The organism is Pseudarthrobacter sp. P1 (genome assembly GCF_050156935.1).
Lineage (GTDB): Bacteria > Actinomycetota > Actinomycetes > Actinomycetales > Micrococcaceae > Specibacter.
Genome location: NZ_CP189584.1, coordinates 3,588,907 through 3,612,971, shown reverse-complemented (window position 1 = coordinate 3,612,971; position 24,065 = coordinate 3,588,907). Strand labels below are relative to the sequence as shown.

11 protein-coding genes, 4 rRNA genes and 5 pseudogenes are annotated in these 24,065 nt (G+C 62.7%); 9 read left to right on the top strand and 11 right to left on the bottom strand.

The features are described 5' to 3' along the window. Nucleotides 1-38: 38 nt before the first annotated feature. From ACQCSX_RS17025 to ACQCSX_RS17000, 6 genes and pseudogenes are all read right to left on the bottom strand, one after another. Nucleotides 39-206 (bottom strand): annotated as a pseudogene (locus ACQCSX_RS17025) (sugar ABC transporter permease); the annotation flags it as partial. Between the two features lie 11 nt (nucleotides 207-217). Then, nucleotides 218-1,306 (bottom strand): IS630 family transposase, encoded by a 1,089-nt coding sequence (locus tag ACQCSX_RS17020; RefSeq protein WP_427016420.1) that lies wholly within the window; start codon nucleotides 1,304-1,306, stop codon nucleotides 218-220. 40 nt (nucleotides 1,307-1,346) lie between these two features. Then, nucleotides 1,347-1,934 (bottom strand): annotated as a pseudogene (locus ACQCSX_RS17015) (sugar ABC transporter permease); the annotation flags it as partial. Continuing rightward, nucleotides 1,931-2,223: pseudogene (locus ACQCSX_RS17010) on the bottom strand (ABC transporter permease subunit); the annotation flags it as partial. The pseudogenes ACQCSX_RS17010 and ACQCSX_RS17015, both read right to left, overlap by 4 nt. Before the next feature lie 69 nt (nucleotides 2,224-2,292). Further along, on the bottom strand, nucleotides 2,293-4,545 hold the full coding sequence (locus ACQCSX_RS17005; RefSeq protein ID WP_427016419.1) for a putative transposase: 2,253 nt from the start codon (nucleotides 4,543-4,545) through the stop codon (nucleotides 2,293-2,295). Between the two features lie 104 nt (nucleotides 4,546-4,649). Beyond that, nucleotides 4,650-6,392 carry a putative transposase gene (locus ACQCSX_RS17000; RefSeq protein WP_427016418.1) on the bottom strand — a complete coding sequence of 581 codons (1,743 nt, stop codon included), beginning with the start codon at nucleotides 6,390-6,392 and terminating at the stop codon, nucleotides 4,650-4,652. 85 nt (nucleotides 6,393-6,477) lie between these two features. On the opposite strand from ACQCSX_RS17000, the pseudogene ACQCSX_RS16995 reads away from it, so the two are divergent. Next, a pseudogene (locus ACQCSX_RS16995) lies at nucleotides 6,478-7,748 on the top strand (IS3 family transposase). A 9-nt stretch (nucleotides 7,749-7,757) separates the two neighbouring features. Here the strand turns inward: ACQCSX_RS16995 and ACQCSX_RS16990 are convergent. The 4 genes from ACQCSX_RS16990 to ACQCSX_RS16975 all read right to left on the bottom strand — a co-directional run bounded on the left by ACQCSX_RS16990 (nucleotide 7,758) and on the right by ACQCSX_RS16975 (nucleotide 15,299). Next, nucleotides 7,758-9,335 carry a putative transposase gene (locus ACQCSX_RS16990; RefSeq protein ID WP_427016417.1) on the bottom strand — a complete coding sequence of 526 codons (1,578 nt, stop codon included), beginning with the start codon at nucleotides 9,333-9,335 and terminating at the stop codon, nucleotides 7,758-7,760. Between the two features lie 409 nt (nucleotides 9,336-9,744). Beyond that, a 5S ribosomal RNA gene (gene rrf, locus ACQCSX_RS16985) occupies nucleotides 9,745-9,861 on the bottom strand. A 252-nt stretch (nucleotides 9,862-10,113) separates the two neighbouring features. Further along, a 23S ribosomal RNA gene (locus ACQCSX_RS16980) occupies nucleotides 10,114-13,240 on the bottom strand. Between the two features lie 533 nt (nucleotides 13,241-13,773). Further along, nucleotides 13,774-15,299 (bottom strand): 16S ribosomal RNA (locus tag ACQCSX_RS16975). Together the 16S, 23S and 5S rRNA genes form the textbook arrangement of a ribosomal RNA operon. A 548-nt stretch (nucleotides 15,300-15,847) precedes the next feature. On the opposite strand from ACQCSX_RS16975, the gene ACQCSX_RS16970 reads away from it, so the two are divergent. The 8 genes and pseudogenes from ACQCSX_RS16970 to ACQCSX_RS16935 form a co-directional block, all read left to right on the top strand. Continuing rightward, nucleotides 15,848-16,228 (top strand): VOC family protein, encoded by a 381-nt coding sequence (locus ACQCSX_RS16970; RefSeq protein ID WP_427019087.1) that lies wholly within the window; start codon nucleotides 15,848-15,850, stop codon nucleotides 16,226-16,228. 61 nt (nucleotides 16,229-16,289) lie between these two features. Then, entirely contained in the window at nucleotides 16,290-16,589 is a 300-nt protein-coding gene (locus ACQCSX_RS16965; RefSeq protein WP_427016416.1) for a hypothetical protein, read from the top strand. Nucleotides 16,590-17,125: 536 nt separating this feature from the next. Next, nucleotides 17,126-17,530, top strand: a complete 405-nt coding sequence (locus tag ACQCSX_RS16960; protein WP_427016415.1) for a hypothetical protein — start codon at nucleotides 17,126-17,128, stop codon at nucleotides 17,528-17,530. A gap of 17 nt (nucleotides 17,531-17,547) precedes the next feature. Next, a complete protein-coding gene (locus tag ACQCSX_RS16955) occupies nucleotides 17,548-18,585 on the top strand; it encodes a transposase (RefSeq protein ID WP_427016414.1) in 1,038 nt (345 codons plus the stop codon). A gap of 356 nt (nucleotides 18,586-18,941) precedes the next feature. Further along, nucleotides 18,942-20,450, top strand: a complete 1,509-nt coding sequence (locus tag ACQCSX_RS16950; protein ID WP_427016413.1) for a transposase — start codon at nucleotides 18,942-18,944, stop codon at nucleotides 20,448-20,450. 519 nt (nucleotides 20,451-20,969) lie between these two features. Then, complete coding sequence (locus ACQCSX_RS16945; RefSeq protein WP_427016412.1) at nucleotides 20,970-21,533, top strand: hypothetical protein; 564 nt, start codon at nucleotides 20,970-20,972, stop codon at nucleotides 21,531-21,533. Then, the gene (locus ACQCSX_RS16940; protein ID WP_427019086.1) at nucleotides 21,452-22,411 is read left to right on the top strand and encodes a reverse transcriptase domain-containing protein; all 960 of its coding nucleotides are present in this window, start codon (nucleotides 21,452-21,454) and stop codon (nucleotides 22,409-22,411) included. Before ACQCSX_RS16945 ends, ACQCSX_RS16940 begins: the two co-directional genes overlap by 82 nt. Nucleotides 22,412-22,538: 127 nt before the next feature. Next, nucleotides 22,539-22,963, top strand: a pseudogene (locus tag ACQCSX_RS16935) (IS30 family transposase); the annotation flags it as partial. Between the two features lie 865 nt (nucleotides 22,964-23,828). Here ACQCSX_RS16935 and rrf (ACQCSX_RS16930) read toward each other — a convergent pair. Next, nucleotides 23,829-23,945, bottom strand: a 5S ribosomal RNA gene (gene rrf / locus ACQCSX_RS16930). Nucleotides 23,946-24,065: the final 120 nt, after the last annotated feature.

Here is a 24,065-nt window from a genome sequence, read left to right as displayed (position 1 = left end):
CCGTCCTGCACGGAGCGCACCCAGACGCGCTGGACCCGACCGCTGACAATGTACCGCTGCAAAAACAGGAAGAGCGCCATGACCGGGACCGCGGCCAGGACAGCGCCCGCGGAGAACACGCCCCAATTCTTGGATTTGGTGTCCGCCACAAAGGAATACAGTCCCACGGCCAGCGTTTGGCTCTCCGGCTCGGTGAGCACCACACTAGTGTGGTGTCTCAGTTTTGTTTGGTGGCTTGAAGTGCGACGCGGCCGCGGTTGACTTTTTCAAGGATGGATTCGGCGGTCGCGGTCCAGATCAGCGGCTTGGGGTTTTCGTTGTTGGCGCGGATGTAGTCCTCGATTTTTTCGATGAGGTCCGGCACGGAGTGGAAGACTCCGCGGCGCAGGGCCTTCTCCGTCAGGTCCCGGAACCAGCCTTCGACCAGGTTCAGCCAGGACGAGGACGTCGGTGTGAAGTGCAGGTGGAACCGCGGATGCTTCTGGAGCCAGGCCTTGACGTTGGCATGCTTGTGGGTCGCGTAGTTGTCGATGATCAGATGGATCTCCAAGCCCTTCGGGACTTCCTTCTCAAGGGTCTTCAGGAAATCAAGGAATTCATTGTGGCGGTGCTTGGGCACGCACGTTCCCAGCACCTTGCCCGTGGCGACCTCCAGGGCGGCGAAGAGCGTGGTGGTCCCGTTGCGCTTGTAGTCGTGTGTCATGGTTTCCCCGCGGCCCTTGACCATGGGCAGGGACGGCTGGGTGCGGTCCAGGGCCTGGATGGAAGTCTTCTCGTCCATGCACAGCACGATCGCGTTCTCCGGCGGGTTCAGGTACAGCCCGCACACGTCAATGAGCTTCTCGTCGAAGTTCGGATCGTTGGAGGGCTTGAACGTCTTGACCAGGTGGGGCTTGAGCCCCCGGGCGGCCCAGATCCGCTGCACCTGGGCCGGGGAGACACCGACGCGGGCGGCCATGGAACGCACCGACCAGTGTGTTTCCGCCGCCGGCCTGGTGTTCTGCGTCAGCCACACGATCTCGGCGATCTTCGCTTCCGGGATCACCGGCTTCCGGCCGCGCCCGGCACGCACCGCACCGAACTTCACCAGCCCGTCCTGGGCAAAGCGGGCACGCCAGGCACGCACCGTGCCCGGGTTCACGCCCACCACCCGGGCAATCCACTCATTGGCCAGACCCTCGGACGCCATCAGCAGCACCTGCGCCCGCTGCACCTCCCGGTGCGAGGCAACCTGCGACCTGGACAGGGCCGCCAGGACCTCGCGCTGGACGTCACCAAGGGCCAATGCGGGGGCGTGATTCGACATGACCCAAGCTTAACACCCAAGCCATGAACTATTTTGGAGACACTACACTAGCAATGACAAATTCGCTGGAAATGCCGATGAACGCCAGCAATCCGACGACGGCCAAGATGGGCGTCACCAGGTGCAGCTGGCTGCCCAGCCCCAGCCACGGGACGACGTCGGAAATCCCGCTGAGCAGCAGGAAGATTGCGACGACGGCGAGCAGCTGCGGGAACATCTCCAGCAGCAGCGACAGCAGCCCCACGCGTCGGCCCGTGAACCGCATCCGCGAAAACGCGTAGGCGGCCATGGCCCCCAGGAAGACGGTGGCCGCGCTGGTCACCAGGCCAATGACCATCGTGTTGATGAACCAGCGGCCAAAAGGCCGGCTGGCATCGCTGAACAGTTTGGTGAAGTTGCCGGCGTCGATCTGGCTGAAGAGTGCGTTGGACACCACCAGCGTGCCATTGGAATTCAGCGCCGCGGAGAGGATGTACAACAGCGGGAAGACGGCAAAAATGCTCACCAGCGCGCCCACCAGGTGCCGCCAGCCCTTGTCCTTGAACCAGGCGCCGAAGCGGCGGCGGGGCCGGGACGGAAGAACCGCCGTCGTCGTGGCCTGCACAGCCACGGTGGTCTGGGTGCTCATGAGTTCACGTCCTCCAGCGCTTTGGTCTTCTTGAAGCTGACCGCGAAACCGTGGCCACGATGAGAAAGATGATGATTGCCACGGCGCTGGCCAAGCCGTAGTCGCCGCTGCCCTGGCCAAACGCCACCGTGTACACCAGCGTGACCAGGATGTTGGTCGAGCCGATGTCACGGCTGGTGTCGGTGAAACGCGGACCGCCGCCGGTGAGTATGTAGATGACGTTGAAGTTGTTGAAGTTGAAGGCGAAGGAGGCGATCAGCAGGGCTGCAATGGACACCAGGAGCCAGGGCTCCTGACATCACGATTTAATTCCTGAGAGCCGCGGGCTCAGGACTCCGGTCATGGCGATTTAATGCTTTTAGGATTGAGCCCGGTTTTTGATGGTGTATTTGAGGATGAGATCGGTGCCGGGGTAGCGGGTTTCGGTGGCGGTGAGGTGCTCGCACAACTCGGCGGCGGCCGCGGTCTTGGCCTTGGTTGGCAGCGGATCCAGTCTGATGGTGAGGTGGCCGGGGGTGGTGGGGTCGATGTCGCCGGACTGGTTGAACAGTTGGCGCATGAGGGTGTGGGCTTCCTGGGTGGCGCGCCGGTAGCCGGTGTTGGTGCGGATCTCCCTCGCGATGGTCATCGCGGTGTTGTAGGCGGCCATCCGGATGCCGGTATGGATCAGCTTCACCTCGGTATCCAGGACCTGCTGGCCCGGGTTGAGTTCTCCGAGGCGGAGCGTGGCAGGGATTCCCTTGTGGGCCTTCTCGGCTGCGATCAGCGCGTTCTCCGCTTCCCGGAGTGGTGCCATGGCCTGGTTGTGCATGGCACTGGTGACCGTGACGATCAGTTCCTTGCTTCCTTCTGGCGGGGTTTTCAGCTCCAACAGGTTGATATCGGCGATGGCGGCGGCCTCGGCATGGGCATTCCTGGCGGCAACGACTTTTTGGTACGCCTTGGCCTTGGCCAGGTTCGGCACCATCCGGTCCTCGTCGTCCTCGGTGCTGGCGTAGGAGTCGTGGGAGTCAAGGTCGAAGTGCATGCGGGCGTAACGGAACTGGTTCTCCTGCCGCCACCGGTTCCCCATCCGATACACCACCTCCCCGGCGGGAAGGCCGCGATCGGTGGTGAGGATGTGGATTTGCCTCGTGCCCCCGCCGGTGGTGGCCACAACCCGGCTGAGCTGGCGGATCTGGAAGACCTCCCCGGTCGTCCTGGTGGCGTTCAGGGGAAGGTCAACGAGCGTGTCAGCCACTTTCCAGGTCTTCTCTTCACCATGATCGTGGGTGTGGGACACCTCGGCGAACAGCTCTTCCTTGATGTCTTCCGTGGCGCCTTTGCGCCAGGTCAGCACATCAAAACCCGAAGCGTCCATGTGTTTGAACAAGGCCGGTGACCGGCCGCCGCGGTCAAAACCAACCAGCACCCGCCGCTCGTCACCCACCGCTATACGTAGTTCGGGTAGGAGGTCGCGCAGTTCCGCGGCAAGGGATGCACCGGGGGCGGCCATGACGACGAACACGGGGGCGCCGTGGGCGCCGGTGACCCAGGTTTCCTCGGTCGCAGGGACCGGGAACTTCAACCTCGTGGAGTACCGCTTTCCGATCTTCTTGCGTCCCTGGTAGGCGCGCACATGCCCGTCAACATAGAGGACCGCGGCCAGGTTGTCCCCGCCCGGGCCCGTGCCGGCCAGGTGGTGGGCGGCCAGGGCGGCGATCAGTTCGGCGGCTTTGCCCGTCTCGGCGAGGTGGCTGATCCGGCGGCGGATGGTTTTCACTTCCGGGGCCCGGTCCAATCCCAACACCCGCCCAAGTTCTTCCGGGTCAAAACGCGTCGCGCCCTCGGCCCGGGCTTCCCCGGCCAAGGCCCGGAGCACGCTATCGATCAGGATCGTTTCCAGGCCGTAGAAACCATTCGGCAAGGACCCGTAGACATCCTTCGCGCAGGAGAGCAGGCCGGTGGTTTCCAAGGCGGGGAAGGCCAAGAACAGCCCGGCATGCCGGATGTGTGCTGCCGGGGCAAACACCGGGACCGCGCACCCGGGCAAGCCGGCGGCGGCACGCTCCGCAGCGCGGGGTGCCGGGGCCGGCCGGAGCGGCAGTTCAGGCTGCTGTGCTGGTGTTGGTTCCTGGGTTTCAGGTTCACCGGCGGCGGGTGTTTCCGCGGCGTTGGCGCCCTGCCCGGCAACGAGTTTCAGGGCGCGGCGGACACTGAACTCGGAGACTCCCACCGTCTCGCCGATGGTCCGCAGTGACTGGTTTTGTGCGCGTAGGGCCACGATGCGCTCGATCGTGGCAGTGACCAGCTGGGAGGGGCGCTTGGGGCCTTTCTTCTCCGCCACCAGGGCGGTAACACCACCGGTGGCTGCCAGCTGGACCCATTTCCACACCGCCACCGAGGAAACTCCGAAAGCTGCCGCGATCTGCGCCTGCGAGGCCGCGCCCAGACGCACCAATTTCACTGCCGCCCACCGGCGTGCCGCAGCATCTTCGGCATCCCACACGTCACAGAGCTGCCCGCGGATATAGACTTCCCCGCCCCGGTCGTTCTCCACCAAGGACACCGCCAAGCCCACCGGCACGGCAACAGGATCCATCGCCACCGGCAGGGGACGTTGAGCAGTCATGAAAACCATCATTTCACCCCTCGATAGACGATAAAATACTAACTCTGTTTTATCGCAAAACAGGTAAAATTAACATCCCCCAAGCCGCTCAAAACCCCCGAAAGTCAACGAACTTCCAAACCCGCCACCAGACCATGACCGGAGCCCTGGGGCTTTGTTTTGATGGCGTATTTGAGGGTGAGGTTGGTGCCGGGGTAGCTGGTTTTGGTGCTGGTGAGGTGGGCGCAGAGTTCGGCGGCGGCCGCGGTTTTGGCTGTGGTCGGCAGCGGGTCCAGTCTGATGGTGAGGTGGCCGGGCTCGGTGGTGTCGATGTCTCCCGTCTGGTTGAACATTTGGCGCATGAGGGCGTGGGCTTCCTGGGTGGCGCGCCGGTAGCCGGTGTTGGTGCGGATCTCCCTGGCGATGGTCATTGCGGTGTTGTAGGCGGCCATCCGGATGCCGGTGTGGATCAGTTTCGTCTCGGTGTCGAGTACTTGCTGGCCCGGGTTCAGCTCCCCGAGGCGGAGCTTCGCCGGAATCTTCTTGTGGGCCTTCTCGGCTGCGATCAGCGCGTTCTCCGCTTCCCAGAGCGGTGCCATGGCGCGGTTGTGCATGGCACTGGTGATCGTGACGGCCAGTTCCTTGGAGCCTTCTGCCGGGGTTTTCAGTGCCATCAGGTTGATGTCGGCGATGGCGGCGGCCTCGGTATGGGCATTCCGGGCGGTCACGACTTTCTGGTACGCCTTGGCCTTGGCCGGGTTCGGCACCGTCCGGTCTTCGTTGTCCTCGGTGCTGGTGTAGGAGTCGTGGGAGTCCAGCTCGAAGTGTATGCGGGCGTAACGGAACTGGTTCTCCTGCCGCCACCGGTTCCCCATCAGATACACGACCTCCCCGGACGGCAGGTCGTGGTCGGTGGTGAGGATGTGGATTTGCCTCGTGCCGCCGCCGGCGGCGGGCACGATCCGGCTGATCTGGCGCATCCCAAAGACCTCCCCGCTGCTTTTGGTCGTGGCCAGGGGCAGGTCAACGAGCGTGTCAGCCACCGACCAGTTCTTCTCCTGCCCATGCTCGTCGGTGTGGGACACCTCGGTGAACAGCTTCTCTTCGATGTCTTTGATGGTGCCTTTGCGCCAGGTCAGCACATCAAAACCAGCCGCATCCATGTGTTTGAACAAGGCCGGGGACCAGCCGCCCCGGTCAAAGCCGGCCAGCACCCGCCGCCCGTCGCCCACGGCGGTGCGGAGTTCGAGCAGGAGGTCGCGGAGTTCAGCGGCCAGGGACGCACCGGGCTGTGCCATGACGACGAAGACGGGGGAACCGTGGGCGTCGGTGACCCAGGTTTCCTCGGTCGCCGGGACCGGGAACTTGAGCCGGGTGGAGTAGATTTTCCCGATCTTCTTCGTGCCCTGGTAGGCGCGCACATGCCCGTCAACGTAGAGGACCGCGGCCAGGTCCTCACCGCCCGGACCGGTGCCGGCCAGGTGGTGGGCTGCCAGGGCTGCGATCAGTTCCGGGGCCTTGCCCGTCTCGGCGAGCTGGCTGATCCGCCGGCGGATGGTTTTCACTTCCGGGGCACGATCCAACCCCAACACCCGCCCAAGCTCCACGGGGTCGAAGCGGGTCGCGCCCTCGGCCCGGGCCTCCCCGGCCAACGCCCTCAGCACACCATCGATCAGGACGGTATCGAGCCCGTAGAAACCCTTCGGCAACGCCCCGTACACCTCCTTCGCGCAGGAGAGCAGCCCGGTGCTTTCCAATGCCGGGAACGCCAGAAACAAGCCGGCATGCCGAACATGGGCGGCCGGGGAAAACGCCGGGGATGCGCCCTCAAGCAAGCCGGCGGCGGCACGCTCCGCCGTGCGGGACACAGGGGCCGGAAGGAGCGGCAGCTCAGGCTGCTGTGAACCGCACTGGGTTTGGTGGAGACTCCAACCTCACAGGGAGAATAGAGTCATGGCCAGTGGCAAGAAGTTTGACGAGGAAACCAAGGCCCGTGTGGTGCGCCTGTACCTGGAGCGACGGGGCGAAATGCCTGCCGAGTCAGGGGCTGCTTCGAGGCGGCATGTCAGTGGGTTGGTGGGGATCAGCGAGCAGTCCATGAGGCCCTGGATTGCCCAGCATGAGATCGAAAACGGCACCCGGGCCGGGTCAACAATCGCCGAAAGCGAAGAGGTCAAGAAGCTGCGCCGGGAGAACGCCGAACTGCGCCGGGCCAATTCCATTTTGAAGGCGGCCTCGGCTTTCTTCGCGGCCGAGATCGACCGGCCACACACCAGATAGTTGCCTTCATTGCGGCCCACAAGGGGCGTAAAGACACCAAAGGCCTGCGATGGGGCGTCGAACCAATCTGCACCGTGCTCACCGAGCACGGCTGCAAAATTGCCCCCTCGACCTACTACGCGGCGACCCGCCGCGGCCCGTCCAAACGGGCGGTCTCGGACCAGTTGATGACCGACGTCATCCAGACCATTCATGCCGCCAATTTCTCAGTGTATGGAGTGCATAAAATGTGGAAGAAACTCCTCCGTGACGGCCACCGTGTCGGCCGCGACCAGGTCGCCCGGCTCATGCGCCGTGCCGGGTTGTACGGGGTGTTGCGCGGCGGGCGCAAGACGTTCACCACGCGCCGGGACGACACGGCGGCCCGGTTCCCGGACCGGGTCAACCGCCGCTGGGACACAGGCGTCCCGGACCGGATCTGGGTCGCCGATTTCACGTACGTATGGACCTACGCAGGGTTCTGTTATGTGTCGTTCGTCACGGATGCCGCATCGCGGCGGATCCTGGGCTGGAAGGTCTCCACGTCCAAGGAGACGGTCTTGGTCACCGACGCCCTGGCGCAGGCGCTCTCGGTGCGCAGGAGGACGCTGACGGGGTTCACCCCGGAGGGGCTCATCCACCACTCGGATGCCGGCAGCCAGTACACCTCCGTGATGCTCACGGACCAGCTCGCCGCCGCCGGGATGGCAGGCTCCATCGGCACCGTGGGTGACGCGTACGACAACGCCCTGATGGAGTCAACAATCGGTCTGTACAAGACCGAGCTGATCGACCGGAACAGGCGCACGACATGGAAATCATGCCAGCAGGTCGAGACCGAAACGGCGCGCTGGGTCACCTGGTACAACTCCGAACGGTTGCATACCGGGATCGGCGACATCCCGCCAATGGAATATGAAACCAACCATCAAAAAGCGTGTATTCTGTCATCGCAGACTGCATAAACCGAGTCTCTACAAAACCCAGTGCGGTTCATCCTGCCGCCACCTGGCCCCCATCCGGTAGACCGCCTCCCCGGCCGGCAGGTCGTGATCGGTGGTGAGGATGTGGATCTGCCGGGTGGCGCCGCCGGCCGTTGGAACGGTGCGGGTGATCTGGCGGGTTTGGAAGACTTCCCCGGTGGTTTTGCTGCCGGCCAGGGGCAGGTCCACGAGCGTGTCAGCGACCGGCCAGGACCGGGTTTCACCGTGCCCGTCCGTGTGGGACACCTCGGTGAACAGGGACGCGTCGATGTCTTCTGTTTTGCCTTTCCGCCAGGTCAGCACGTCAAAACCCTGGGCAGCCATGTGCGCGAAGAGGGCCGGGGACCAGCCGCCGCGGTCAAAGCCCACGAGCACCCGGCGGGAATCGCCAATGATGGTGCGCAGTTCGGGGAGGATGCGGCGCAGCTCGCTGGCCAGGGAGGCGCCGGGGTCGGCCATAACCAACAAGACCGGGGAGCCGTGGGCGTCACTGACCCAGGTTTCCTCGGTCGCCGGGACCGGGAACTTCAACCGGGTCGAGTAGAGCTTGCCGATCTTTTTCGTGCCCTGGTAGGCGCGCACATGCCCATCAACATACAACACGGCGGCGAGGTTCTCCCCGCCGGGGCCGGCCGCGTGCAGGTGGTGGGCGGCCAGGGCGGCAATCAGTTCGGCGGCTTTGCCTGTTTCGGCGAGCCGGCCGATTTTGCGGCGGATGGTCTTTACTTCCGGGGCGCGGTCCAATCCGAGGATCCGGCCCAAATCCTGGGGGGTGAAGCGGGTCGCGCCCTCGGCGCGGGCCTGCCCGGCCAGGGCACGGAGCACCGCGTCGATGAGGATGGTGTCCAGCCCGTAGAAACCGTTCGGCAAGGCCCCCAGTGTTTCCCGTGCACAGGCGAGCAGGCCGGAGCGTTCCAGGGCCGGGAAGGCCAGGAACAACCCGGCATGCGGGATGCGGGCCGCCGGGGCAAACACCGGGGCAGCGCACCCGGGCACGCCCGCGGCGGCACGCTCCACGGAACGGGCCACCGGTGCCGGCAGGACCGGCAGTTCCGCGGCAACGGGCGCCGGTGCCGGTTCCGGTTCCCCAGTGGGTGTTTGCGCGGCTTCGGCCCCCTGCCCGGCGGCGAGTTTCAGGGCCCGGCGGACACTGAACTCGGAGACGCCGACCGCATCGCCGACGGCCTGCTGGGACAGGCCGGTGCCGCGCAGTTCCACGATGCGGGCGATGACGTCGCCGCTGAGCCGGGATGCCTTTTTGGGGCCTTTCTTTTCCGGAACGAGGGACACGATGCCGCCGGCGGCCAGCAATTGTCCCCACAGCCACACCATTCCGGGAGTGACCTCGAAAGCGGCGGCGACCTCACCCACCGGAGCGGCCTTCATCTGCGCCAGCTTCACCGCCGCCCACCGGCGTGCGGCCTCATCGCCGGCATCCCAGGAAAACACCACCTGGCCGTGGAGGTAAACGGCACCGCCGCCGGCACCATCGCGTTCCAGGGAACCAGCCAATCCCAGGGGCGCGGCATCCAGGACCATCGCCACGGGAAGGGGAGGCTGGGTAGTCACGACACCCATCATTCCACCCTTCCAATCGATACGGATTCTTGAATCTATTATATCGAATATCGGTAGGGAATTAACAGCCCTTCACCGACCAAGAACCCCGAAAAATCAACAAACCCGCAAACCCGTCACCCGACCATGACCGGAGTCCTGAGGCTGCCGGCTGTGAACCGGCTGCACGGGGCGTGTTTCTGCGCACAGCCACCGCCCGCCGGGCGGCCCGACCATGCTCCGGCTGCTGCCGGGCGTGGCGGGGCGCGGCCTTTCCGTGGGGTTCGGCGCCGCGCCCCCGGCCCGTGCGGCCGGTCCCGGGGATCCGGGCCACGCACCGTGCGCCGCGCCCCCGCCCCCAAAACGGGTGTTAAATGCGGGCAGGCCCCGCACCAACGGTGCGGGGCCTGCCCTAATGGGTGTCCGGCGGCGTCCTACTCTCCCACACCCTCACGAGTGCAGTACCATCGGCGCTGTGGGCCTTAGCTTCCGGGTTCGGAATGGGACCGGGCGTTTCCCCCACGCTGTGACCGCCGTAACTCTACCTCCACACACCACACCCTGGCCTTTTCAGGCGGGGTGGTGCGGGAAAACCAGGGAAACGTGTGTCGTTTCATTCATTTATCACCCGTGCCGGGGCTTCCGAGGGGAAACCCGTGGCGGGTGTTCGTCCCCCGCGCAACAACGGAAGTTGTTGGCCGGGAACCACATAGTGGACGCAAGCATGCAGTGACCTCCACACCCTTAGGTGGTAAACCCCTTTTGAAGAACGGGTTCACCCAGGTGTGGGGTGGTGTAAGTTATCGGCCTATTAGTACCGGTCAGCTTCACGAGTCGTTAGTCCTCGCTTCCACATCCGGCCTATCAACCCAGTGGTCTGGCTGGGGGCCTCTCGAACCAAAGTTCATGGAAATCTCATCTCGAAGCGAGCTTCCCGCTTAGATGCTTTCAGCGGTTATCCCATCCGAACGTAGCTAATCAGCGGTGCACTTGGCAGTACAACTGACACACCAGAGGTTCGTCCGTCCCGGTCCTCTCGTACTAAGGACAGCCCTTCTCAAATTTCCTGCGCGCGCAGCGGATAGGGACCGAACTGTCTCACGACGTTCTAAACCCAGCTCGCGTACCGCTTTAATGGGCGAACAGCCCAACCCTTGGGACCTACTCCAGCCCCAGGATGCGACGAGCCGACATCGAGGTGCCAAACCATGCCGTCGATATGGACTCTTGGGCAAGATCAGCCTGTTATCCCCGAGGTACCTTTTATCCGTTGAGCGACGGCCATTCCACAATGTGCCGCCGGATCACTAGTCCCGACTTTCGTCCCTGCTCGAGCTGTCGCTCTCACAGTCAAGCTCCCTTGTGCACTTACACTCGACACCTGATTGCCAACCAGGCTGAGGGAACCTTTGGGCGCCTCCGTTACTCTTTAGGAGGCAACCGCCCCAGTTAAACTACCCATCAGGCACTGTCCCTGACCCGGATTACGGGCCGAAGTTAGATGTCCAAAGTGACCAGAGTGGTATTTCAACGATGACTCCACACCAACTGGCGTTGGCGCTTCACAGTCTCCCACCTATCCTACACAAGCCACTCCGAACACCAATACCAAACTATAGTAAAGGTCTCGGGGTCTTTCCGTCCTGCTGCGCGTAACGAGCATCTTTACTCGTACTGCAATTTCGCCGAGTTTATGGTTGAGACAGCGGGGAAGTCGTTACTCCATTCGTGCAGGTCGGAACTTACCCGACAAGGAATTTCGCTACCTTAGGATGGTTATAGTTACCACCGCCGTTTACTGGGGCTTAAATTCTCAGCTTCGCCTTGCGGCTAACCGGTCCTCTTAACCTTCCAGCACCGGGCAGGAGTCAGTCCGTATACATCGTCTTGCGACTTCGCACGGACCTGTGTTTTTAGTAAACTCGCTTCCCCCTGGTCTCTGCGGCCCCGATCCCCTCCCCACCGCGCGGGTGGTTCAAGGTTGGGGCCCCCTTCTCCCGAAGTTACGGGGGCATTTTGCCGAGTTCCTTAACCATAATTCTCTCGATCGCCTTAGTATTCTCTACCTGATCACCTGTGTCGGTTTGGGGTACGGGCGGCTAAAACCTCGCGCCGATGCTTTTCTAGGCAGCATAGGATCACCGAATCCCCCTTGACGGGGGTCCCATCAGATCTCAGGCATTTAAAGGGCCGCGGATTTGCCTACGGCCCGCCCTACATCCTTAGACCGGGACAACCATCGCCCGGCTCGGCTACCTTCCTGCGTCACACCTGTTAATACGCTTGCCTCCCGGGATCTTCTCCCGCGCTCCACCAAAACCCTTCCACCACAAGGGTGTCCGGGCAGGCTTCGGGCGGTGAGTGTCCCCCGCTTGGCATGGGCGGTTTTTCGCCGGTACGGGAATATCAACCCGTTGTCCATCGACTACGCCTGTCGGCCTCGCCTTAGGTCCCGACTTACCCAGGGCAGATTAGCTTGACCCTGGAACCCTTGATCATTCGGCGGACGGGTTTCTCACCCGTCTTTCGCTACTCATGCCTGCATTCTCACTCGTGTGGGCTCCACCGCTGGTTTACACCGCGACTTCACTGCCCACACGACGCTCCCCTACCACTCCCGGCGGCTGAACCACGAAGGCTTGCCTGGTACCGGAAATCCACAACTTCGGCGGTGTACTTGAGCCCCGCTACATTGTCGGCGCGGAATCACTTGACCAGTGAGCTATTACGCACTCTTTTAAGGATGGCTGCTTCTAAGCCAACCTCCTGGTTGTCTTCGCAATCCCACATCCTTTCCCACTTAGCACACGCTTAGGGGCCTTAGTTGGTGGTCTGGGCTGTTTCCCTCTCGACTATGAAGCTTATCCCCCACAGTCTCACTGCTGCGCTCTCACTTGCCGGCATTCGGAGTTTGGCTGACGTCAGTAACCTTGTAGGGCCCATCGGCCATCCAGTAGCTCTACCTCCGGCAAGAAACACGCAACGCTGCACCTAAATGCATTTCGGGGAGAACCAGCTATCACGAAGTTTGATTGGCCTTTCACCCCTACCCACAGCTCATCCCCTCCATTTTCAACTGAAGTGGGTTCGGTCCTCCACGACGTCTTACCGTCGCTTCAACCTGGCCATGGGTAGATCACTTCGCTTCGGGTCTAGATCACGCCACTCACTCGCCCTATTCAGACTCGCTTTCGCTACGGCTTCCCCACACGGGTTAACCTCGCGACGTAACACTAACTCGCAGGCTCATTCTTCAAAAGGCACGCCATCACAGGAACCAAGCCTGCTCTGACGGTTTGTAAGCACACGGTTTCAGGTACTATTTCACTCCCCTCCCGGGGTACTTTTCACCTTTCCCTCACGGTACTTGTCCGCTATCGGTCATTAGGTAGTATTTAGGCTTATCAGGTGGTCCTGACAGATTCGCACGGGATTTCTCGGGCCCCGTGCTACTTGGGATGCTTCCCAGGCGGTGTAACAAGCATTTCGGTTACGGGACTCGCACCCTCTCCGGTCGGCCTTTCAAGACCGTTCACCTATGCCTACACTCTCACCTCACCAGTCCGGCAGAACTGGAATGGAAAGTCCCACAACCCCGACCATGCAACGCCCGCCGGCTATCACACATGGACCGGTTTAGCCTCGTCCGCGTTCGCTCGCCACTACTGACGGAATCACTGTTGTTTTCTCTTCCTGTGGGTACTGAGATGTTTCACTTCCCCACGTTCCCTCCACATGCCCTATGTGTTCAGGCATGGGTCACCACGTCACCTTGCGGCGCGTGGCGGGGTTTCCCCATTCGGACATCCTCGGATCACCGTTCGGTTATCAACTCCCCGAGGCTTATCGCAGATTCCTACGTCCTTCATCGGCTCCTAATGCCAAGGCATCCACCGTGTGCCCTTAAAAACTTGACCACTAGATCACAGAATTCAATATAATATTTCGAGAGAACCATGAAAACAGACACACCCAAGGGCGTGCCAGATCCAGGTTCATCAACTCATAAGAAATTGCTTCCTTTATAAGATGCTCGCGTCCACTATGTAGTTCTCAACCAACAACCCCGTCACACACCACACCCCGGAACCAACACCACCCTTTCGGGCGTGCCGGCGGACCCCGGGGACGGGGTCGTGTGCGGGAAACCAAGCCAACCAGCCAACCGGTGATGCCTAAGCACCAACGGTTCCTGTTGCCTCAGGACCCAACAGTGTGCCAAACGATCCCCCCACGAAGAAGGCCGGTCACGCTCCGTTCCAGGACACCCCACGCAAGCGTGCGGACATCCGTACTTGGAAAACCGGCCAAACCCGCCAGGGGTCTGTTCCATTGAAATTCCACCCGTGAGCACCCACCGAGAAACAATCGTTCTCGCAATGGGCTTTGCTTCCTCACAGCGACAGGACACCATGCGGTGGTGCACCGTCGCGTGCTTGGTGCTCCTTAGAAAGGAGGTGATCCAGCCGCACCTTCCGGTACGGCTACCTTGTTACGACTTAGTCCCAATCGCCGGTCCCACCTTCGACAGCTCCCTCCCACAAGGGGTTAGGCCACCGGCTTCGGGTGTTACCAACTTTCGTGACTTGACGGGCGGTGTGTACAAGGCCCGGGAACGTATTCACCGCAGCGTTGCTGATCTGCGATTACTAGCGACTCCGACTTCATGGGGTCGAGTTGCAGACCCCAATCCGAACTGAGACCGGCTTTTTGGGATTAGCTCCACCTCACAGTATCGCAACCCTTTGTACCGGCCATTGTAGCATGCGTGAAGCCCAAGACATAAGGGGCATGATGATTTGACGTCGTCCCCACCTTCCTCCGAGTTGACCCCGGCAGTCTCCCATGAGTCCCCGGCATAACCCGCTGGCAACATGGAACGAGGGTTGCGCTCGTTGCGGGACTTAACCCAACATCTCACGACACGAGCTGACGACAACCATGCACCACCTGTAAACCGACCGCAAGCGGGGCGCCTGTTTCCAGGCGTTTCCGGTTCATGTCAAGCCTTGGTAAGGTTCTTCGCGTTGCATCGAATTAATCCGCATGCTCCGCCGCTTGTGCGGGCCCCCGTCAATTCCTTTGAGTTTTAGCCTTGCGGCCGTACTCCCCAGGCGGGGCACTTAATGCGTTAGCTACGGCGCGGAAAACGTGGAATGTCCCCCACACCTAGTGCCCAACGTTTACGGCATGGACTACCAGGGTATCTAATCCTGTTCGCTCCCCATGCTTTCGCTCCTCAGCGTCAGTTAATGCCCAGAGACCTGCCTTCGCCATCGGTGTTCCTCCTGATATCTGCGCATTTCACCGCTACACCAGGAATTCCAGTCTCCCCTACATCACTCTAGTCTGCCCGTACCCACCGCAGATCCGGGGTTGAGCCCCGGACTTTCACGGCAGACGCGACAAACCGCCTACGAGCTCTTTACGCCCAATAATTCCGGATAACGCTTGCGCCCTACGTATTACCGCGGCTGCTGGCACGTAGTTAGCCGGCGCTTCTTCTGCAGGTACCGTCACTTTCGCTTCTTCCCTACTGAAAGAGGTTTACAACCCGAAGGCCGTCATCCCTCACGCGGCGTCGCTGCATCAGGCTTTCGCCCATTGTGCAATATTCCCCACTGCTGCCTCCCGTAGGAGTCTGGGCCGTGTCTCAGTCCCAGTGTGGCCGGTCACCCTCTCAGGCCGGCTACCCGTCGTCGCCTTGGTGGGCCATTACCCCACCAACAAGCTGATAGGCCGCGAGTCCATCCAAAACCGCACAAGGCTTTCCACCCCCCGCCATGCGGAGGAGGGTAAATATCCGGTATTAGACCCGGTTTCCCAGGCTTATCCCAGAGTTAAGGGCAGGTTACTCACGTGTTACTCACCCGTTCGCCACTAATCACCCCCGCAAGCGGGGGGCCATCGTTCGACTTGCATGTGTTAAGCACGCCGCCAGCGTTCATCCTGAGCCAGGATCAAACTCTCCATAAATGTTTTTACAGACACACCCCGGACCGCCGGAAAAGGGCGGACACACGGTGCACTAAATTTGAAACCGGCTGTTCGGGCCGCCACCACCACGGGGGTGGGATGGACGGGCCCGTTCAACCAATCAATGATTCATTGGTATCAATAAAACTTGGCACACTATTGAGTTCTCAAACAACAGGAGCTTCCGGCCAACACGCACCTGCAGGAAACCGGTGGTTTCCGCGGCGATCAGTGCCGGAGCAACTTTCCAACCCTACCCGATCCGCCCCCGGCAAGCAAACCAACCAATGATCCATCGGTTGAAAACTCCGGGCGCGGCGGACCGCCGGATATTCCACCGGACGGTCGCAAGGGGGGTTTTTCGTTTCCCCGGCGTCCGGGGCAACTCGAAATACATTACACGCCTTTGCGGCCCCGCGCAAATCCGGGGCGCACCGGGCGGGCGCCCGGCCGGGAACGGCCGGCCCACAAGGCACCGGCGGCCACCAATGCACAGCCTCATCCGCGAGAGGCTCGACCAGACGGGGCCCATTGGCTACCGTAGCCAGATGAGAATCAAGATGTGCAGTATCCATGTCACCGAGCCCGCCTCCGCCCATGCTTTCTATACCGAGACACTCGGCTTCGAAACCCTCATGGCCATGCCTGAGTACAACCTCTTCATCGTCAAATCCCCGACGGCCGGCGAAGGAACTGGCCTGTTGCTGGAGCCAAGTGACAATCCGATTGCCTCCGCCTACCGTGAGGGCCTCCACAGCCAGGGGATTCCCTGCATTGTCTTCGGCGTTTCGGACGTGCAGGGAGAGTATGAGCGGCTCAACGCCGCCGGTGTCGTCTTTACGGCAAGCCCGGCGCCGGATCCAACAGGAGCAGTGTCCGCGGTGTTCGACGATAGCTTTGGCAACCTGGTACAGCTGCACCAAGACTAGAGAAGCCGCATGGCTCCGCTGAACTCTGGGAGCCATGCGGCGGCTGCACTCCTTTCCACCGATGAACCGCATCCAGGAAGCGCCCTGCTGGCTGGCACGGCGGACCACTCTGGATCCCCTGCTCGAGCGGCGAACGATCCGCCAGCTTCCTCAGGGGAGTCCGAAGAAACCTGAGCACAATGCCCGCGGAAGCATTTTCGCGAGTGGCAACGATGGTTCGGGCACCGTTCCCCGTACTGTCCGCCGCCAAAGTATCCATTTGCCTCTGCTGGTCAATATGGCCGCGTTGCAATGGGGCCAACGGCGGCGGCACCACATGCGCGACCGGCTGCAATCGGGCAATGACCAACGACTTGTCTAGGTTGGGGCTCTCTGCTTCGGAGAGCCAGATCAGGGAGGTTCGAGGTTTCCGCTCCTCGGACCGCCTGCGCCCCGAGACCCTTCCTGGTCGGTCTCCTTCCCCTTAGTGTTGGTGTCGGCGTTGCGGGAGTGCAGCGTGCTGTTGGCCGGGGTTCTGGGCGTGTTGTTCTTTCGGGAGCGGTTCAGCGTCCGCCGGGCGGCCCTGTCGGTGGTGGCGGTGGCGGGGATTGCCGTGCTCCAGCTCGGGTAGCCGCTGCAATGTGGCCGGTCAGCCACGAAGACCGCGCACCGCCGATGGCGGTGCGCGGTCTTTCCGTGGAATTCGGCACAGTGCCGGCCCGTGGCGGCCGGAGTGCCGGGCCGCGCGGTGCCGGGCCCATCCCCTCGGCCCACGGCCCGGGTGGGCTTAGCCCGCACCCCATGTCTGCGCACCGGGCTGCGCAGTCCCTGGGCCGGACGCTGCGCAGGAGCAGCTCCTGCCCTCTACGTCAGGCTGGTTGTGAGTCATTCTTTTCTTGTTGATTGAAGGAGCCAGCCATGTCAGGTATTACGCAGGGATATACCCGTGATGAGATTCGTGGGTTCGTGCATGAGTATTATCTTCAGCCGCATGGAAAGAGGAAGGCGTGGCTTGATTCGAAGTCACTGACGGTGTGGACGTTTCGGCAGTGGCGCACGATGGTGTTCGAGGGCGACCTCGACCGGACCCTTGTTCCAAGGGACGATGGGGGCATGACACGCAAGAATGGCGAGAGGTCCGCGTTTGAGAAGATGCGTGCCAGGGAGATCGCCGAGCACCAATCCGATATCTCGAAGCTCGAGAAGCGTATTGCCGAGCTGGAGGGCACGAATGAGGCCCTGGGAAAAGCTATCGGGCTCTTGCACGAGTTGAGCGTGCCAGAGCCCGAGACGAAACAGGCGAACGATCCGAAAAGTTCATAGACGCAGAGAACCGTCTTGTGCGGTCTCTGACGAAGCTCACGGGCTCGCAGCGGCAAGCCCTCGAACTGGCCGGCGTGTCGCGTTCGACGTGGCATTACCGGCAGAATCCCCGCGAGCGGGTCCAGGACCCGCTCCGGCAGTCCGAGCGCGCCTACCAGTGTCGCATCAGCACCGCGGATCGTGACCGGATCAGCGGGTGCATCATGGAAGGCTGGGCCGGCCAGGTCTCCGTTGACCACTCCTTCGCGGTGGCCTGGGACGCCGGGGTGATGCTCGCTTCCCGCCGCACGTGGTGGCGTATCGCGACGGAGATCGAGGACCAGATGCTCCGGCCCACCATCCCCACCAAGGCCGAGAACAAACGCCGCCCGCGGGAGAAGCCGGTCGTGAAGGCCACCGGCCCGGGCCAGGTCTGCTCGTGGGACATCACCGATCTCTACTCGCCCTGGCGGGGAAAGGCGTTCAAGGCCGACTCGGTCCTTGATATCTACTCCCGTGAGATGGTTGCCTGGCGGGTCGAGGAACGAGAAGCCGACCACCTCGCCGTGGAGATGTTCGAAGCCGCCATCGACCGTCACGGCGCACCGCAGATCGTCCACGCCGATTCGGGGCCTGCCATGCGATCAAACCTGCTCCGCGATGCCCTCACCACCCACGGCGTGGAGCTATCCCACAACCGGCCCTATGTCTCCAATGACAACCCCTTCAGCGAGTCGGGGTTCCGGACGATGAAGTACAGGCCGGGCTATCCGCGCGTCTTCACCGAAGTCGAGACCGCCAGGGCCTACCTCGCCGACTACGTGCCCTGGTACAACACCAAACACAAGCACTCAGGCATTGCACTCTTCTCCCCTTCACAAGTGCACAACGGGACCTGGAAAGATGTCTGGAAAACACGCGACCACGCGCTCCAGGACTACTACGGGAAACACCCCGAACGATTCCGCCAGCGACCCACCACCCCAGCCCCAGCCGGACACGTCGGCATCAACCTCCCCAACCTCCCCGACACAAAAACCACCAAACAACCAACCAAGCGACTCCACACAGCTTGACAATTTTCGCTCCGCACTGTTTCAGTCGGCCATTGCGCAAGCGGTACGTCCGGAGCGGCAACGGGCCCAGCAGGGGCTGGTGGTGGCCGGATACGTTGTCGGAAGAGCCGGTTAACCACGAAGACCGCGTCCTGCCGATGGCGGAGCGCGGTCTTTCCGTGGGATTCGACACAATGTGGCCGGCTGGGCGGCGGCAAGAGTGCCGGGGCCGCACCCTCCAGGGCGCCAACTCCGGCGCGGTGCCGGGCTGTCAAGGGCCATGAGCTTCTGCCCACCAGCGGCCACTTCTTCTGCCCGCCCAGGCGAGTTCTAGCGATCGTCGCAACATCCCCGAAAATCCGGGAGTTGCAACACCCATGGAATCACCATCAAAAAATAGTTCTTCCTTAAGGAAAAAGTCTCCGTCGACGAAGGAACCGGCGTCTATGGCCGGGGCGCCGGGGAAGCGTCCCCAGCAGTCCTATACCCGTGCGCAAAGACAGGATTTCCTTTCCGCCGTGGAGCGCCTGGGAACTGTCGCCGAGGCGGCTCAGGAACTCGGCATTAACCGGAGCACGTGCCAGAAGTGGGCGAACGCTGTCCGGATCAGGCGTCAACGCCAGTACACCCCGGCCGAGAAGGAACAGTTCCATGCCGTCCTTGACCGGACCGGCAGCATCGTGGCGACAGCCAGGGAACTGGGGCTGAACATCAGCACCGCGCACACCTGGGCCGGCAGGGTCAATCCTGCCGGGAGAAAACCACGGGCCACGAGAACCGTGAAGACCGATCCCGCGCAACGCCACCCACCTGCGGTGGTTGAGGAGTTCCTCAGCGTGCTGCGCGAAATCGGCAGCGTCAGTGCGGCAGCGAAGCAGCTGGGCCTGAACCGCTCCACCTGCTCCAACTGGGCGATCGATGCCGGCATGGCCTCCAAATGTCTGCGGCGCCCATCGGAGAAACAGCTTCACTACCTGCGCTTGCGCCAAGAAGGAGCCGGCCGGAGGGACGCCGCCCTCGCCGTTGGTGCCAGCAAACAGAGCTCCTACAACTGGGACCGGCAACAGGCTGCCAAGGACACGGCGGCTGCCGAGGGCCATACTGTGGATCTGCCGTATAAACAGGAAGTGACAGTATCGTTTGCGGAACCTTCGGCCCCTGCAGCGGCGCCGGAGCCGCCAGCCCCAGCGACGGCGGAGCCAGTATCCGCTCCGGTGGCTTTGGAGGCCCTGGAGCAGTCCGTCAGCGCCCGCTACCTGTCCCTGCCCGAACGGGAGAGGATCGCGGACTTGCGCTCCCGGGGATCCTCGATGCAGGCGATCGGCAGGGCGTTGGGCCGCTCCGTGGGCACCATCAGCCGCGAGATCAAACGCAACAGCCACCCGGTGCTCGGCTACCGGCCCTACGGCGCCCACCGCACCGCCACGGCGGCCCGGGCACGCCCCAAGGACAGTAAGCTGGCAGAACCCGGGGAACTGCACGACTACGTAAAAACCAGGCTCCTCACACGCTGGTCCCCGCAACAGATTTCGAAGCTGCTGATCAAGGACTTTCCCGAGGACGGGCAGATGCGCGTGAGCCACGAAACGATCTACCAGGCCCTCTACCTGCAGGCCGGCGGCGGACTCAAACGCGAGGTCAAGGAGGCCCTGCGCACCGGGCGGACCCGCCGCAAGCAGCACAGGAATCCCGAAGAACGCACCCATCGTTTCCGGGACCCGATGGTCAACATTTCCGAACGCCCCGCCCGAGGTCCAAGACCGCGCCGTCCCGGGCCATTGGGAAGGGGATCTGGTGCGCCACGAGGCGCTGTTTTACCGAGCGGAGGTGGAAGACCTTCGCCTTTGTGCTGTCGCAGCAGCATGAAGAAGCTGGGGGCAGCCTGACCCGAGGAAACACCGGGAAGGGTGGAGAGCAGCCCCGACAACGCCGGGACGGTCCAGTACTACCGAATGGGTCGGGTCCGGCAAGCAAGGCAGGAAGGTGTACGAGAGGAACCAGTGCTAAAAGCTTCTCAAGTCTCCCGCCAGCTCAAATTCGGTGGATATGGGCTGGCCTGCGATGCGCACCGCCCCCTCATTACGGGACGGGAACTTGGATGTCGGTTAAGATCGCTGGCATCCGAGGCCACGGTGAAGGCCTGCGGCGTAGCCGTGGCGATATCGCAGGGGCATAGCTGGGCGCCTAACCTGCCACTCGGTAAACAGTGAACGTGGGAACCATCGTGCATCTCCCGTGATCGTAGGCCCATCCAGGGTCACGGTTTCGGGTGGGCGTGTTGTCCGTCGATCGGCGCGCGATGGGGCGGAGGGGCCGTAGTAGTCCGAGCGGGGGAAAGCCTCGTACATGGCGAAGGGCCCCAGCGGATATGACGCAGTAGTTACTGCAAGGAACGCGAGGCATTGGTGAATACCGATGAACCGCGTTGGGCTGACCTCGATGAGGCGACCGTGCGGGTACGTGCGATGCAGACGAAACTGCACCACTGGGCGGTCAGTGACCCTGACCGTCTGTTCGACGATGTGTTCAACCTCGTCTACGACCGGGATTTCCTCACCGTTGCGTGGGGCCGGGTCAAAGGAAACAAGGGTGCCCGAACGGCCGGTGTTGACCGGCGCATTCCGGCCCTGATCGGTGCTGGTGCCGAAACCGTGGAGTTTTTGGATGAGGTCAGGGAGCTGTTGAAGTCCCGGGCCTTTCTTCCGTTGCCGGTGAGGGAACGCTTGATCCCCAAACCGGGAAGCACGAAGCTTCGGCGGCTCGGCATTCCCACCGCGAGGGACCGGGTGGTTCAGGCATCCTTGGCATTGGTGATGGAACCGATCTTCGAGGCGGACTTCAAACCGGTCAGTTACGGTTTCCCCCCGGACGACGGGCTCAGGATGCGATTGCCGAAATACACGCCATGGGCACCCGTCATTATCACTGGGTGTTTGAGGCCGATATCCAGGCATGCTTTGACGAGCTGAAACACTCGGCAGTCATTGCCGAGGTGCGCAAGCGCGTCACTGACAAGCGCGTTCTGACCCTGATCGGCAGGTTCCTCAAGGCAGGCATCATGTCCGCCGAGGGGAAGATCAGGGAATCCAGCACCGGGACCCCGCAGGGAGGAAACATTTCCCCGCTTCTGGCCAATATCGCCTTGACGGTACTGGATAAGCATTTCTGCGACCTATGGGATGCCCATGGCACCCCATATCGCAGGGAAGCGCACCGGAAACGGGGCGGGGCCACGTACCGGATCATCCGCTACGCGGATGACTTCGTGATCATGGTCGCCGGTACCCAAGCCCATGCGGAAGCCCTCTGGGACGAGGTTGCGGAGGTTATCGCCCCGTTGGGGTTGAAGATTTCCGTCGCAAAGTCCCGGGTCTGCCATGTGGATGAGGGGTTCGACTTTCTTGGTTTTCACATCCAGCGAAGACTAAAGAAAGGAACCCGGAAGATGAGTGTCTACACCTATCCGTCGAAGAAGTCGTTATTGACGATTCTCGGAAAGGTGCGGGCGCTGACACGTCGAGCGGAACATCCATCGCTGGACGTCCTGCTCCGCCGGCTCAATCAGGTGGTGCGGGGCTGGTGCAACTATTTCCGCCATGGGGTTTCGAAGGCGACCTTCGGCTACCTCGATGCGTTCATTTGGCATCGGGTGACCCAGTGGATTCGCAAACGGCACCCGGGCATTACTTGGCGGGAACTCTACCGGCGCTTTCTGACAGGAAGGCCCGGGAACCAGCCGCAGGCCGAGGGAATTACCATGTTCGACACCGCGACGGTACCGGTGACACGGTACCGGTGGCGGGCACACAATATCCCGACGCCGTGGGCATCCAGTGTTGTTGGTTGAGTGGCTATCCGTGGAGCGCCGGATGCGATGAGAGTCGCACGTCCGGTGCGGAGGGCGGGTCGGAGAAACGAGCCGGGAGCAATTCCGGTGTCGCGCTCCGGCCCGACCCTACGTGACCGGAGCTTACAACCAGTCGGCGATCGCAACGCTGGTGGAACGCACCACGCGCTACGTGATGCTGGTGCACCTGCCGGTGGACCACACCGCCGAATCGGTCCGCGACGGGCTGATCAAGACCATGGGACCCTGCCGGCGCACCTGCGCGGATCCCTCATCTGGGACCAAGGCGCCGAAATGGCCAAACACAAGACCTTCAGCCTTGCCACCGACATGGACGTCTACTTCTGCGACCCCGGCAGCCCCTGGCAACGCGGATCCAACGAGAACACGAACGGGCTGCTGCGACAGTGCTTCCCCAAGGGCACCGACCTGTTCGCCTACGGGCCCGAGGACCTCGAGCACGTCGCCCAGGAACTCAACGCCCGACCACGCAAAACACTCGACTGGGACACCCCGGCCGAGCGTCTACGTGATCTACTGGTAGCCAGCTGACCTCGGGTGTTGCAACGACCCCTGGAATTCAAGCCAGTGGGCAGTTACATGGCCGCCTATGGGCAGTTTGCCATGGCCGCTAACACCGGGCTGCCTGCTCCGGGCTGCCGGCTGCGGCAGGTTGCGCGGGGCGTGTTTCTGCGCACAGTTCCCGTCCGTGTCTCCGCCCAACCGTGCGCCGGCTGCTGCCGGGCGTGGCGGCATGGCGCGTGCGGACCGTGTCGCGGGCTCCCGACGCGCACCCGACAGGCAGGACAGCCTGCGGCGGCTGCAGCGCGACAGTGCGGCCCAGTGCCGGAGATGCCTGACGGCTGCCCGTGGATCCGGGGCGGGGTCAAGACAAGTTACGTGGAGTGAACGGCATGCCAGGCAGCAAACCGTACCGCCAATGGCGGTGCGCGAATTTTGTATGGGGTTCGGCACGGTTCCCGTCCGTCGGGCGGCCCCGGTGGCGGTGGCGGCGATTGCCGTGCTCCAGCCAGGGAAGCCGCTGCAATGTGGCTGGTCAGCCACGAAGGCCGCGCCCCGCCGATGGCGGAGCGCGGTCTTTCCGTGGGATTCAACACAGTGTTGGCCGGCCGGGCGGCGGCAAAAGTGCCAGGGCCGCACCCTCCAGGGCGCCAACACCGGTGGTGTGCCGGGCTGCGGCGGGCTGCGCGGGGCGTGTTTGTGCGCACAGTTCCCGTCCGTCTCTCCGCCCAACCGTGCGCTTGCTGCCGGGAGTGGCGGCAAGGCGTCTGCGGACCGTGTTGCCGGAATCCCGGGAGGGGGCCGGGCGTGCCGGAATCACCGCCCCCGGCCCCCAAAACGGGTGTTAAATGCGGGCAGGCCCCGCACCAACGGTGCGGGGCCTGCCCTAATGGGTGTCCGGCGGCGTCCTACTCTCCCACACCCTCACGAGTGCAGTACCATCGGCGCTGTGGGCCTTAGCTTCCGGGTTCGGAATGGGACCGGGCGTTTCCCCCACGCTGTGACCGCCGTAACTCTACCTCCACACACCACACCCTGGCCTTTTCAGGCGGGGTGGTGCGGGAAAACCAGGGAAACGTGTGTCGTTTCATTCATTTATCACCCGTGCCGGGGCTTCCGAGGGGAAACCCGT